Annotated in this window: 12 protein-coding genes; 5 read left to right on the top strand and 7 right to left on the bottom strand. The window is 71.7% G+C overall.

Going from position 1 to position 12,120, the window contains the following annotated elements:
* The first annotated feature begins 7 nt into the window (after window positions 1-7).
* Window positions 8-496 carry a hypothetical protein gene (locus ACZ6CL_RS10715; protein WP_468933899.1) on the top strand — a complete coding sequence of 163 codons (489 nt, stop codon included), beginning with the start codon at window positions 8-10 and terminating at the stop codon, window positions 494-496.
* Between the two features lie 32 nt (window positions 497-528).
* Here the strand turns inward: ACZ6CL_RS10715 and ACZ6CL_RS10710 are convergent, their stop codons facing one another.
* Entirely contained in the window at window positions 529-1,158 is a 630-nt protein-coding gene (locus ACZ6CL_RS10710) for a maleylpyruvate isomerase family mycothiol-dependent enzyme (RefSeq protein WP_468933897.1), read from the bottom strand.
* A gap of 111 nt (window positions 1,159-1,269) precedes the next feature.
* On the opposite strand from ACZ6CL_RS10710, the gene ACZ6CL_RS10705 reads away from it, so the two are divergent.
* Window positions 1,270-1,773, top strand: a complete 504-nt coding sequence (locus ACZ6CL_RS10705) for a hypothetical protein (protein WP_468933895.1) — start codon at window positions 1,270-1,272, stop codon at window positions 1,771-1,773.
* Window positions 1,774-1,789: 16 nt separating this feature from the next.
* On the opposite strand, the gene ACZ6CL_RS10700 is transcribed toward ACZ6CL_RS10705, so the two are convergent.
* The 4 genes from ACZ6CL_RS10700 to ACZ6CL_RS10685 all read right to left on the bottom strand — a co-directional run bounded on the left by ACZ6CL_RS10700 (window position 1,790) and on the right by ACZ6CL_RS10685 (window position 5,569).
* Entirely contained in the window at window positions 1,790-2,485 is a 696-nt protein-coding gene (locus tag ACZ6CL_RS10700; protein ID WP_468933892.1) for an MBL fold metallo-hydrolase, read from the bottom strand.
* A gap of 91 nt (window positions 2,486-2,576) precedes the next feature.
* Complete coding sequence (locus ACZ6CL_RS10695) at window positions 2,577-4,070, bottom strand: tripartite tricarboxylate transporter permease (protein WP_468933890.1); 1,494 nt, start codon at window positions 4,068-4,070, stop codon at window positions 2,577-2,579.
* Between the two features lie 3 nt (window positions 4,071-4,073).
* On the bottom strand, window positions 4,074-4,595 hold the full coding sequence (locus tag ACZ6CL_RS10690; protein ID WP_468933888.1) for a tripartite tricarboxylate transporter TctB family protein: 522 nt from the start codon (window positions 4,593-4,595) through the stop codon (window positions 4,074-4,076).
* Complete coding sequence (locus ACZ6CL_RS10685; RefSeq protein ID WP_468935187.1) at window positions 4,592-5,569, bottom strand: Bug family tripartite tricarboxylate transporter substrate binding protein; 978 nt, start codon at window positions 5,567-5,569, stop codon at window positions 4,592-4,594. The genes ACZ6CL_RS10690 and ACZ6CL_RS10685 overlap by 4 nt, the downstream gene beginning before the upstream one ends.
* Before the next feature lie 186 nt (window positions 5,570-5,755).
* Between ACZ6CL_RS10685 and ACZ6CL_RS10680 the strand changes: the two genes are divergently transcribed.
* From ACZ6CL_RS10680 to ACZ6CL_RS10670, 3 genes are read left to right on the top strand one after another with little or no spacing between them, the layout of a single operon-like run.
* The gene (locus ACZ6CL_RS10680) at window positions 5,756-6,436 is read left to right on the top strand and encodes a response regulator (RefSeq protein ID WP_468933886.1); all 681 of its coding nucleotides are present in this window, start codon (window positions 5,756-5,758) and stop codon (window positions 6,434-6,436) included.
* Between the two features lie 50 nt (window positions 6,437-6,486).
* The gene (locus ACZ6CL_RS10675) at window positions 6,487-8,655 is read left to right on the top strand and encodes a hypothetical protein (protein ID WP_468933884.1); all 2,169 of its coding nucleotides are present in this window, start codon (window positions 6,487-6,489) and stop codon (window positions 8,653-8,655) included.
* A complete protein-coding gene (locus ACZ6CL_RS10670) occupies window positions 8,652-10,229 on the top strand; it encodes an ABC transporter substrate-binding protein (RefSeq protein WP_468933881.1) in 1,578 nt (525 codons plus the stop codon). Before ACZ6CL_RS10675 ends, ACZ6CL_RS10670 begins: the two co-directional genes overlap by 4 nt.
* A 6-nt stretch (window positions 10,230-10,235) precedes the next feature.
* On the opposite strand, the gene ACZ6CL_RS10665 is transcribed toward ACZ6CL_RS10670, so the two are convergent.
* Together ACZ6CL_RS10665 and ACZ6CL_RS10660 are read right to left on the bottom strand one after the other, a co-directional pair.
* Window positions 10,236-10,895 (bottom strand): helix-turn-helix transcriptional regulator, encoded by a 660-nt coding sequence (locus ACZ6CL_RS10665; protein ID WP_468933878.1) that lies wholly within the window; start codon window positions 10,893-10,895, stop codon window positions 10,236-10,238.
* Complete coding sequence (locus tag ACZ6CL_RS10660; RefSeq protein WP_468933876.1) at window positions 10,892-12,037, bottom strand: threonine synthase; 1,146 nt, start codon at window positions 12,035-12,037, stop codon at window positions 10,892-10,894. The genes ACZ6CL_RS10665 and ACZ6CL_RS10660 overlap by 4 nt, the downstream gene beginning before the upstream one ends.
* Between the last annotated feature and the right edge of the window lie 83 nt (window positions 12,038-12,120).

Genomic DNA, 12,120 nt, shown 5'->3' with positions numbered 1-12,120 from the left:
ATGGTCAATGGACCTTGTGCTGGATCCACCTCGCGGGGTAGCGCCCGTGCGGCTTGGGATGACGCTCGACGAAGCGGTCGCCGCAGTGGCTCCTTGGGGGGAGCCCAAGGTGCGTACCCGCCGAAATCGGATTTTTGTAAATATCTCGACATCCCTTGATCAAGTCGGATTTCAGGTCCTCCTGGAGAAAGAGAACTCCGTCACGGCGGTCGAGCTATGGTGGCCCGGTGAGGGAGAGGAATCGAGTACGCGTGTCCTTCTGGACGGCGATGATGTATTCCAGACGCCCGCCGACGAAATCCTGCGGCGTGCAGTCGCGCGTGGCTGGACAGTGGATAATTCGAGCGTCGAGTCTCCGTTCATCCCCGGCGTTTCATTGGGATTCACCCGGCAGACCTCGCAAGAAATTCCTCGGGATTCCAGCGGACTTCCTGTGTGTTTCACCTCAGTTCTCGTCGGAGATGAAAACTATTACGACTTCCTCTATCAGAGCTGAAGCTGAAAGAGTCTCCTGTAGGGCTGTGCTCCTCAAGTGCTGACGAAGCGGCCGCTCGGTTCGCCGTGCAGGTGGCCCGGCGGGAGTTTGCGGCCGTAGGCGACCAGAAGCAGGTCCTGGGCGGCGCCGGTCACGGGGGCGCCCGTGCCGTAGGCCCAGTCGAGGTCGTCGGCGCGGAGCTGGACGCCGGTGAGGTCGGCGCCGAAGAACTTCAGGGTTCGGGCGTTGACCGCGCCCAGGAGGGTGCGTACGCGGTCCTCGGGGACGCGGCGGTCCAGGCCCAGCGCGACCGTGATGTCCAGGCCGTGGATCACGTCGTGGCCGAGCGCCGACGTGAGGCCGCCGACCGGGGGCTTCCAGGGGTGGTGGGCGTTGTCGCGGAGGTGCGCGGCGAGCTGTGCCGTCGAGGCGGTGGCCGCGTCCGCGCGGGCGAGGCGGTCGGTCATGCGGTGCAGGCTGCCGCGTGCCTTGAGGAGTTCGAGCAGCGTCCGGGGCAACGGGTAGCGGAACCCCTGTGACATGTGCGCTGCCACCTCCCGCACCCGCCACCCCGCGCACAGCGACGGCATGTCCCACCGCGCGGGGGTCAGGGTGTCCAACAGGTCGGCCAGCTCCCGCCGTTCGGCCGCGATCGCGTCCTTGATGTTCCCCGTTGTCTCCATGTGTTCCAGGGTGCCGGGGCGCACGATCATAAGTCCAAGAGATGGTTCTTCTGGCAGCCAGAAGCGATGAGTATGCGGCGGCCCGGAAACGCGGTGTCATAGGCTGCCTCGATGAGCCTCTTCGACGGACTGACCGGCACGAAGCGACCCGTCAGCGGTCTCGTGCCGCGTTCCGCCAAGGAGGTCCGGGCCGCGCTGCTCGCCCTGGGTGGGCCGGACGCCCCGTACGTCATCCGCGACGGCACGCCGGAGGGCGCCGATCTGGTCGCCGAGTGGCGGATCATGGAACCGGCCTGGCGGACCCTTTTCGTCACGGCCCAGCTGAGCCACGCCGTTGAGATCCGCATGCGGATCGCGCCGGAGGAGCACGAGGTGCGTGCCCTCGACCGGCAGTGGGAGGTCGAGTGGGCCGGGGACATGCCGGTGGCGAAGAAGTACGGCCGTGGGCCGGTGAAGACGACGTCCCGGCAGTGGACGATCGGGCGCGGGACCGAGGGCCGTCTGGAGATGACGGAGGCGTTCCGCTTCGACAGCGCGGAGCTGAAGGAGCCCCTGCGGAACGCGGTCCTCGATGCGGGATGGACCTGGCGCGGAGTGGTCTTCGGCCAGCCGTGACCGGATGGTGTGCGTGTCAGCGTTTCCATACAGCGTGGTCGTGGGCGAAGAGCACACGGCGTGGGCCGAAGTCGGTGAGGCGGTCCAGCCAGGGCGGGTACGGGGGGAGCGGCTGGGGCAGGCCGTCGAGGGTGGCGTGGCGGGCCAGGTGGTCGGAGGCGAACTCGGACGCGACGTCGTGGGCCTGACCGGCCAGGACGACCGTGCCGTCCGGCTGACGGACGACGAGCGACTGGTGGCCGTCGGTGTGGCCGGGGGTGGGGACGATGTGGACACCGGGCCAGACCTCGGCCTCACCGGCCAGCTCCGCGTACGTCGCGCCCGGGAAGTCGATCAGCTCGTCGATGGTGTGGCCGCCCCGGCGCGCGGTGGCGAGTTCGGTGGCCTGGACGAGGATGGGGGTGCCCGCCAGGAGGGGATTGCCGCCGCAGTGGTCGAAGTGGAGGTGGCAGTTCACCACGAGGGTGATGTCGTCGAGGGCGGCACCGGCCGCCGCCAGCGCGGCCGGGAGGGCGCGGCGGTGGGGGCGGTAGTGGGTGTCGGTCTCGGGGCTGCCGGTGCCGATGCCCGTGTCGAAGAGGAGCAGGCCCCGCTGATGCCGCACCAGGTAGCCGAGCACCGGCTCGACTCGCGGGTGCGGGCCGCCCGTCTCCGAGGCCGGACGGATGAAGCGGCCGAGGTCGAGCCGCCGGATGTGGATGTCGTTCGCCATGGCCCCAGCGTGGCGGGCCGCCCCTCGTCGCGGCGCCCCCCTCTGCCCAGAGCAGAGGCGGGCGCCGCAACGAGGGGACGGGGTCCGCAGGTCAGGACCGGGACCCCGGGAGCGGGAGCAGCTTGCGGACCAGCGGCCAGGTCACGATCAGCGCGATCACCACGTACACGGTCACCGCGAAGGGCGTGTTGACCAGGCCCGTGAGGCTGCCGTCGCTGAGCTGGAGGGCTCGGCGCAGCTGGAGTTCGGCGCCGGGGCCGAGGATGACGCCGATGACGGCGGGGAGGACGGGGAGTCCGTAGCGCCGCATGAGCAGGCCCAGCAGGCCGATGATGAGCAGGATGACGAGGTCCAGCGGTTCGCCGCCGACCGCGTACGCGCCGACCGCCGCGAAGAAGAGGATGCCCGCGTACAGGTAGGGCCGGGGCACCTTCAGCAGCTTCGCCCAGATCGGGGCCAGCGGGAGGTTGAGGACGATCAGCAGGGCCATGGCGATGAAGAGCGAGGCGATCAGGCCCCAGACGAGGTCCGGTTCGCGTTCGAAGAGCAGGGGGCCGGGCTGGATGCCGTACTGCTGGAACGCGGCGAGCATCACCGCGGCGGTGGCCGTGGTGGGCAGGCCGAGGGTGAGCATGGAGACGAGCGTGCCCGCGGCGGACGCGGAGGCCGCGGACTCGGGGCCCGCGACGCCCTCGATGGCGCCCTTGCCGAACTCGTCGCGGTGTTTGGAGAGCCGTTTCTCCGTCACATAGGAGAGGAAGGTCGGGATTTCGGCGCCGCCCGCCGGGATCGCGCCGAAGGGGAAGCCGATCGCGGGGCCGCGCAGCCAGGGGCGCCAGGTGCGGCGCAGTTCGGCCTTGCCGAGCCACGGGCGGCCGACGGGGATGGGCTGGTCGGGGCGGGTCCGCAGATGCAGCGCCACCCACAGCGCCTCGCCGATGGCGAAGAGCCCGACCGCGACGATCACGACGTCGATGCCGTCCGCGAGCTGCAGTGAACCGAAGGTGAGCCGCTGCTGTCCGGTGAGCCGGTCCAGGCCGACCAGGCCGAGGGTGAGGCCGATGAGGAGGGAGGCGAAGCCGCGGATGCGGGAGCTGCCGAGGACGGACGTCACGGCGACGAACGCCAGGACCATGATGGCGAAGTAGTCGGGGGCGCCGATGTCGACGGCGAGGTCGGCGACGGTCGGGGCGAGGAAGACCAGCAGGATCGTGCCGATCATGCCGCCCGCGAAGTGCCCGATGGCGGCCGCGGCGAGGGCCTGCGCGCCGCGCCCGGCCTTGGCCATCGGATGGCCTTCCATGGCGGCGACCACGGCCGCCGTCTCACCCGGGGTGTTGAGCAGGATGGACGTGGTGGAGCCGCCGAACATGCCGCCGTAGTAGATGCCCGCGAACATGATGAACGCGGCCGTGGGGTCCAGCCCGTACGTGACGGGCAGCAGCAGCGCGACCGCCATCGCCGGGCCGATGCCGGGCAGCACGCCGATGGCGGTGCCGAGGAGCACGCCGACGGCCGCCCACAGCAGGTTGATGGGGGAGAGGGCGGTGCCGAAGCCGTCGAGGAGGGAGTTCAGGGAATCCATCGGTCAGAGCACCCCCATCAGCGGGCCGCCGGGCAGCGGCACCGAGAGCAGCTGGTCGAAGACGACGAACGTGACCACGGACAGGACGGCCGCGATGATCGGATCACGCGAGAAGGAGCGGCTGCCCAGCGCGTACGCGGAGCCCCAGAAGAGCAGCGCGCCGGAGATGGGGAAGCCGAGCGGCTGGATGAGGACGGCGTTGCCGAGGAAGACCCCGCCGAGCAGGAGCACGGTGCGCCAGTCGCCGGGGGCGTCCAGGTCGATGTCCTCACCGCCCTCCGCCTCGCCGCGCCCGCCGCGCAGGACGTCCACGGCCAGGAGGACGGCGACCAGCAGCAGCCCCGCGCCGACGACGAGGGGGACGGTCTTCGGGCCGACCGGGCCGCGCTGCGTGAAGCCGGTGTCCATGGTGAGGGCGTCGGTGAGGACGAGGACGCCGAGGACCAGCAGCAGCGCGCAGACGCCGAGTTCGGAGCGGCCGCGCAGGCGCTCCGCGAGAGGAGGGCTTTCGGGGGTGGCAGTCAAAGTCCCAGCTCCTTCAGCACGGTGTCCACGCGCTTGTCCTGCGCGTCCAGGAAGCGCCCGAAGTCCTCGCCCGGCAGATAGGCGTCGGTCCACTGGTTGCGCTTGACGGCGTCCTTCCACTGCTTGGACGCGTGCAGTTTGGCGATCAGGCGGGTCAGCTTCTCGCGTTCGCTGTCGCTCAGGCCGGGCGGCGCGACGACGCCGCGCCAGTTGGTGAACGTGACGTCCACCCCGGACTCCTTGAGTGTCGGGGCGTCGAGCCCCTTCGGCCGCTCGGCGCTGGTGACCGCGAGCACCCGCAGATCGCCGGACTTGATCTGGTCGAGGTATTCGCCGATGCCCGAGACGCCGAAGGCGACCTTGCCGCCGAGGACGGAGGCGAGCAGCTCGCCGCCGCCGTCGTAGGCGATGTAGTTGACGGTCTTCGGGGCGATCCCGGCGGCCTTGGCCATGAGCATGGGGGCCAGGTGGTCGGGGCCGCCGGGCGAGGAGCCGCCGCCCACCGGGAGGGCGTGGGGCTTCTTGCGCCAGTCCGCGAGGAGCTGCTGGAAGGTCCGGTACTTGGAGTTCTTGGCGACGACCACGATGTCCGGCTCTTCCGTGAGCCGGGCGATGGGCGTGGTGTCGGCGAGGGAGGAGGGCGCGTGGTTGGTGTGGACGGCGCCGACGACGCCGAGCCCCATCGACATCGCCAGCTTGCCGTTGCCGCGCTCGGCCACGAGCTGGCTCAGCCCCACCGTGCCGCCGGCGCCGGGGAGGTTGAACACCTCGATGTTGTTGCCGAGACCCGCGTCCTCGGCGCTCTTGGCGGCCGTGCGCGCGGTGATGTCGTAACCGCCGCCGGGCGTGTTGGGCACCATGACGCGCAGACCCGGAATGTGGGTGCCGCCCCCGGAACCGTCCCCGGAGCTGAGCAGCGGCGGCGCGAGGAGGACGAGCAGGGCCGCCGAGAGCACGGCGAGCGGGGTACGCAGGGCAGGACGCAGCGGCAGGCTCGGACGCTGTCGCACCTGGTGACACCACCTTTCGGGCTTGCGTGTGAAGTGGGCCACATGTTGCCTATGGGTTACCGGGCTGTCTCGCTTCCGGTATTAAGAGACGTTGTGGTCGTTGAGTTCGCGGTGTGATCGCGGGCCTGTACGCCGGAAAGGGGACACCCGGTGACGACAGTGCTGGTCGTCGATGACGACTTCATGGTCGCCAAGCTGCACAGCCGCTATGTGGCGGCCACGGAGGGCTTCACGGTCGCCGGGGTCGCGCACACCGGAGCCGAGGCGCTGCGCGCCGCCGAGGAGCTGCGCCCCGACCTCGTCCTCCTCGACATCTATCTGCCGGACATGGACGGCATCAGCGTGCTGCGCGAGCTGCGCGCGAAGGCGGAGGACGGCGGCCATCATGTGGACGCCCTGTTCGTGACCGCCGCGAAGGACGCGCATGTGGTGCGCGAGGCGCTGCGCGCGGGGGCGCTGCACTACCTGATCAAGCCGTTCGACCGGGCCGCGCTCCGGGACCAGCTGCGGCACGCGGCGGCCCTGCGTGCCCGCCTCGACACCCTCGGCGAGGCGCGCCAGGCGGACGTGGACCAGATCTTCGGCGGACGCCCGCGCGCCTCCCGCGAGCTGCCCAAGGGGCTGGCCCCGCACACCGCCGACCTCGTCGAGCGCACCCTGCGGGCCCACGCGGGCGGGCTGTCCGCCGCCGAATGCGCCGAGGCGGGCGCCTTTTCGCGGGTGAGCGCGCGCCGCTATCTGGAGTACTTCGCCGATACGGGCCAGGCCGAGGTCACCTTGCGCTACGGCGGTACGGGCCGTCCCGAGCACCGCTACCGCTGGATTGCTTGACCGTCCCAGGGCCCGGGTATAGCGGGGGAAGGCGAGCCACGGGGGGCACGATGGGGAGCGGCCTGTACAACCTCAGCCGCGTCATGGACACGCTGGCTCCGGCGCTGCTCGGGATGCCGCCGGGCGGCGGCCCGTGGGTGAAGCGGACGTTCCCGGCGGGCGAGCCCGTGGTCGAGGTCACCGGCGGCCGGGCCACCGGCAAGACGGCGCTGCTGGACGCCCTGTACGACGGCTATCACGCCTGGGTGCCCACGGCCCGGGTGGACCTGCGGGAGGCCCCGTACTCGGCGGACGATCAGGGCGACCGCGCCCGGCTGGACACCGCGCACGCGTCCCCGGTGACCAATCTGCTCTTCACCGTCTCCCATCAACTCGGCTACGAACGCGACGGCAACAAGCGCACCCTGACCTTCCCCCGGCTCGCGCCCGCGCTGCTGGTGATCACCGCGTGGCGGCCGGAGGCCCAGGAACGGGACGCCCCGGGCCGGGACGAGGTGGCGCCCGCCGATCTGGTCGCGGCGGAGGAGGAGTTGGGGCACATCCTCGCGCAGCGCGACCCCGACCCGCAGGCCCGGAAGGTCGTCATCGGCCGGTGGCTGAACGCGCTGGGCGGGGTCGTGGCCGGGCTGCTGCCCGGGGTGCCGGGGCTCCAGGAGGTGCTGAGCGCCGCCACCGACACCCTGCTCGCGCGGAGCGACGACGGCCGGGACGGCTCGTCGTGGTGGCGCGCCCATCTGGACCGTATCGACGGCGACGCGGTGCAGCGGCTGTTCGCGCTGGTACGGAAGTTCCGCCGGGGCGGGGCGGACCGGGCCGAGGTGGAGGCCGACCTGATCGCCGCCCTGCTGGCGGACATCAACGGCGCGTACGGCGCCTGGGCGCGCCGGACCCAGCATCCGTCCCTGATCCTGCTGGACAACGTGGACGAAGCGCTGCGCGAGCGCTTCCTCGTCCCGTTCACCGCCCGGTACGCCCGGGACAGCCGGGAGTGGCGCAAGCGGGGGCGCGTCATGCTCCCCGTCGTCTTCGCCACCTCGCTCGGGGACGGCGCCGAGCCGAAAGCTCTCACCACCGACGCGCCCCCGTGGACGAAGCCGGAGCGGTGCCCGCCGGGCGCGTGGCTGCTGCGGCTCGGCATCCCCAAGGTCAGCGAGGCGGAGATCCGTGCGATGCTCGGCGAGGCCGACGCCGCGTACCCGCCGTCGCTGCCCACTGTCATCGCCCGGCTGAGCGGCGGACGTACGGGCGACGCCCTGCTGCTCGCCGGCGCCGCGGCGGCCCGGCTGGGCGAGCCGGGCCCCTTCGTCCTCGACGAGCTGCTGTCGCTTCCGGCGCCCGGCTCGGCCGAGCCCGTGGGGGCGCGGTTATTGGCGCGGCTGCTGCCCGACCGGGACGTACGGGAGGAGGTGTTGCGGCTCGCGCCCGCGCTGGACGGGGAGGCCGCGGCGCGGCTGCTCCGGGCCGACCGGGCCGCGCTGCCCGGCCTCAGCCCCGAGCTGCAGGTCAGACGGCTGCGGGACGCCACCCTGGAGCGGCCGCACTGGGACCACCGGCCCTGGCCCCAGGGGCGCTCCGGGCAGCTACCGCTGATCACCGACCGGGCGCTGCGCGCGCTGCTGCTGCACGGCCTGAGAACCGGGGCCGACGAGGCGCGCTGGACCCGTCTGCACGCCCTGTCGGCCGCCCGCTACAACGACGGCGATGTGCGGACCGACGACTCGGACCGGCACGACCGGCGCTATCTGCACCACGCGCTCGCCCAGGGCCGCATCGACACCCTGGTGGTGCGGGCGCTGCACTACCGGTATCTGCACCGCACCCCCGCCGAGTGGCTGGGCGACCTCAATCTGATCGCGGCCGCGCCCCCGGGGTGGGCCGGTTTCGCCCCCGAGGACCCGCCCGCCCGTGAGGCCCTGCCCAACTGCGCGTCCTGCGGGCCCGGCGCCGATCAGCGCGTCCACGCCGCGATCCGGCTGCTGCTGGCCACCGTATGGCGGCTGTCCGCGCCGCTGTCCGCGGTGCCGTCGAGCCACCGGGACGCCGACCTGGTGCAGTTGCGGACCGCGCTGGAAGCGCTGTGCTCCGACTACGGCAACAGCCCGCGCCGCGAGCGGGCGTACAACGCGTACGTCGACGCCATCGCGGACGGCGGCTGGATCGACGCCCTGGTCAGCGGGGTGCAGGCCCCTGATCTTCCAGTCAAGGGGAGTAGCCGATGACCCACGCCATGACCCGTCCCTTCCTCCGTCCCCTCAGAGCCGTCCGGGGCTGGCACTCCGCCCTTCCGCCGATCCGCCGGGTCCTGAACTGGCTCCTGGTGGGGCTGGTCGCGTGCGCGCTCGTGGCGGTGGGCATCGTCACGCTGACGCCCGACCGCTCGTGCGGCACCGGGGTCGACAAGCGCGCGGGCGACGACGAGTGCACGGGGGTCACCGACGGCGGCCACGCCTTCATGGCCGGACTGGGGCCGGTGTCGGACCGCATCAAGGCGGAGAACACGAAGGTCACCAAGAGCGGCAAGGCGTACGCGACCATCGCCCTGATGATCCCCATGACGTTCAAAGAGGACGACGTGGCGGAGCGGGCCCAGGTGGTCCGGGAGGTCCAGGGCGCCTATCTCGCGCAGTACCGGGCCAACCACGAGAGCGGCGACGAACCGGCGATCCGTCTGGTGCTCGCCAACCCCGGCCGCGACATGACCCGCTGGAAGGAGGTGTCGGACCAGCTCGCCGGGATGGCGCGGTCGGGGAAGGACCGGCTGCGCGCGGTGTTCGGGTTCAACCTCAGTGTCACCCGCACCGAGCAGACCATCGCCTATCTGACCAGGGAGAAGGGGATAGCGGTGGTGGGCGGTCCGATCACCGCGGACGATCTGGGCAACGACCGTGAGAACCCCCGCAGATACCCGGGCCTGGCGAAGATCGTGCCGTCCAACCGCGACCAGGCACGGGCGCTCACCCACCATCTGAAGGTGAAGCCGCGCGACACCTTCCTGGTGGAGGACACCCACGCGGACGACCTCTACGCGCGGTCGCTGCGCACCGCCTTCCGCGCGGAGACGAAGGGAACGCCGTATTCCGAGCAGTACGACTCGTCGGAGGCCATCCCGAACGACTTCGTCCAGATGGTCAACAACCTCTGTGACTCCCGGGCCACCACGGTCTACTTCTCCGGCCGCCCGCCCGCCCTCGCCCAGCTGATCAGGGCCCTGGGCAAGCGGGGCTGCGCGGACCAGCGCTACCGCGTGGTCACGGTCTCGGGCGCGTCGACGCTGGCGTACGACCCCACGATGGACTGGGACGCCTTCTCGTACGGCGCCGGGCTGACCGTCGAGTACGCGACCATCACCCACGAGAGCGCCTGGACCACCGGAAGCCCGCCCGCGACCGGCGGTTCGGCCGCCGACTTCCGGGGCTTGAGCACGCTCGTCGGCAGTGGAGGCAAGGCCTCCGCGGTCGGCGACATCGGCCCGACCGGGCTCGCCGACGGCCGGACGATCACCACGTACGACTCCGCGACGACGGCCATCGCGGGCATCCGCAACCGCACCACCACCAAGGGGCAGGTGCCGGACCTGGACTCCATCGCGGCGGCGTGGCCGCGGCTGCACGGGGACCAGATGGTGCGCGGGGCCAGCGGCTGGATCTGCCTCAACGGCTACGGGACGCCGTACGACAAGGCGGTGGCCATCGTGAAGCTGTCGCCCAGGAAGGACCGGCACATCGAGTTCGAGAAGCTCGCCTGGCCGGACGGCCGCCCGCCCTCCGAGCAGTGCACGGCCGCACCGGACTGAGACCGCTCACGGAGCGCGCAGATAGTTGTAGACCGTGGCGCGGGAGACGCCGAGGAGTTCGGTGACCACCTGCACCGAGTGTTTGACCTGGAGGAAGCCGCGGGTCTGGAGGGAGCGGACGAGTTCCTTCTTGGCGGCGGAGCCCAGGCCCCGTGGGGTGTGGCCACGGGCGGCGGCGAATTCCTCCACGACGGTGCGCAGTTCGGTGACGGTACGGGCCCGCAGGGTCTCGATGAGGGGCTGTTCCTGGTCGTCGGTGCGGACGAGGTTGTTGAGGCTGCGGGCGACGCTGGCGAAGAGGGAGACGTCCAGATTGAGGCAGATGGCGGCGACGTAGGTGCCCGCGCTGTTCTTGATGCCGATGGACGTGCTCTTGGCCGGGCGGCCGTCCGGGAAGCGGTTGGAGTAGTTCTGGACGATGCCGGGGAAGCCGGGGTCCTCGATGCGGGCGAGGCCGAGTTCGGTGGCCGGATCGCCGACCGACCGGCCGGAGAGGTTGGACTCGATGGCCCGGATGGCCTGGTCGGGGCGGCGCAGATCGTGCAGCACCACCTCGCACAGGCCGGGGAACATCCGGCCGATGGCGGTGACGATCTTCTCGGCCTCGCGCAGCAGCAGTTCGTCCTCGGCGCTGCCGTGCGGCTCTTCCTCAGCCGTTTCGGTCATCGTGGGTCCTCCGGCGGGAACAGGGTGCCCATCGCCGTCGCCGCCTTCAGCCCCGAGCCGGTCAGCAGGACGGCCGTCGTCTCTCCGGGGCGGATCGCGCCTCGGGCCCGGAAGACGTCGATCGCCGCGGCCGCGGTCGCGCTGGTCGGCTCGGCGTACAGCCCCATCCCGGCCAGCCTGCGCACCGCCGCGACGATGGCGTCCTCGGGGATGGCGGCCATGTCGCCGCCCGAGCGGCGGACCGCGCTCACCACCTCCGGGAGCCGGACGGGCTCCCGGATGGCCGCGCCCTCGGCGATGGTGGGCGAGAAGGCGGGGGCGGCCGTCTCGCCGTGGAACGCGGCGTGGATGGGGGCGCAGTGGGCGGGCTGGGCGACCAGCAGCCGGGGGCGGCGGGCGATCTGGCCCGAGGCCAGCAGCTCACCGAAGCCGAGGTCGCAGCCGAGCACGGTGGACCCGGCACCGGCCACCGTCACCACGGCGTCGGGGGCGGTGAAGCCGAGGTCCTCCCACAGCTCGTACGCGAGGGTCTTGGTCCCCTGGAGGAAGAAGGGGTGCCAGTTGTGGCTGGCGTAGTACGTGGCGGCCGACTGGCGCAGCGCCTCGGCGGCGGTGGCGTCCCGGTCACCGGGGACCAGATGGACGTCGGCGCCGTACGCCCTGGCCTGCAGGACCTTGGCCGGTGACGTCGACTCCGGGGCGAGGATCCGGGCTCTGATCCCGGCGGCGGCGCAGTACGCGGCGACGGACGCGCCGCCGTTGCCCGAGCTGTCCTCGATGACCTCGCGGACGCCGCGCTGGGCCAGCAGGGAGATCATCACGCTGGTGCCGCGGTCCTTGAAGCTGCCGGTTGGGCTGAACCACTCCAGCTTGAAGTGCACCCGACCCTCGCCCCAGTCCTTCTCGACCAGCGGCGTGCATCCTTCACCCAAGGACACCGGGGCGTCGATGCGCACCGGGAGGGCCGCTCGGTAGCGCCACAGCGACCGGGCCCCGGTGTCCACCTGCCCGGGGGTGATGCCGGGCAGTGCGGAGACGGTGAGCGGTGCGCCGTCGTCGCCGCACCAGCGCGGCTCGTCGATCGGATACGAGGCGCCGGAGCGCTCGTCGACGTAATGGGGTTCGGCTCGCACCTTGGACATTCTGTGCAGTTGTAAAACGACCGTCAAGGTCTCAAGAGGGGCCCCGAGGGCGACTCAAGTCAGGAACAAGGCGCGCTCAAGCG

The sequence above is a fragment of the Streptomyces sp. NPDC041200 genome (assembly GCF_055591805.1).
The sequence above is the reverse complement of the archived record's forward strand: the minus strand, read 5'-3'. Positions and strand labels throughout refer to the sequence as shown.

Coding starts and splice junctions, on each gene's coding strand:
- ACZ6CL_RS10715 (WP_468933899.1), top strand. CDS start 8: ATGGACCTTGTGCTGGATCCACCTCGCGGGGTAGCGCCCGTGCGGCTT.
- ACZ6CL_RS10710 (WP_468933897.1), bottom strand. CDS start 1,158: ATGGAGACAACGGGGAACATCAAGGACGCGATCGCGGCCGAACGGCGG.
- ACZ6CL_RS10705 (WP_468933895.1), top strand. CDS start 1,270: ATGAGCCTCTTCGACGGACTGACCGGCACGAAGCGACCCGTCAGCGGT.
- ACZ6CL_RS10700 (WP_468933892.1), bottom strand. CDS start 2,485: ATGGCGAACGACATCCACATCCGGCGGCTCGACCTCGGCCGCTTCATC.
- ACZ6CL_RS10695 (WP_468933890.1), bottom strand. CDS start 4,070: ATGGATTCCCTGAACTCCCTCCTCGACGGCTTCGGCACCGCCCTCTCC.
- ACZ6CL_RS10675 (WP_468933884.1), top strand. CDS start 6,487: ATGGGGAGCGGCCTGTACAACCTCAGCCGCGTCATGGACACGCTGGCT.
- ACZ6CL_RS10670 (WP_468933881.1), top strand. CDS start 8,652: ATGACCCACGCCATGACCCGTCCCTTCCTCCGTCCCCTCAGAGCCGTC.
- ACZ6CL_RS10665 (WP_468933878.1), bottom strand. CDS start 10,895: ATGACCGAAACGGCTGAGGAAGAGCCGCACGGCAGCGCCGAGGACGAA.
- ACZ6CL_RS10660 (WP_468933876.1), bottom strand. CDS start 12,037: ATGTCCAAGGTGCGAGCCGAACCCCATTACGTCGACGAGCGCTCCGGC.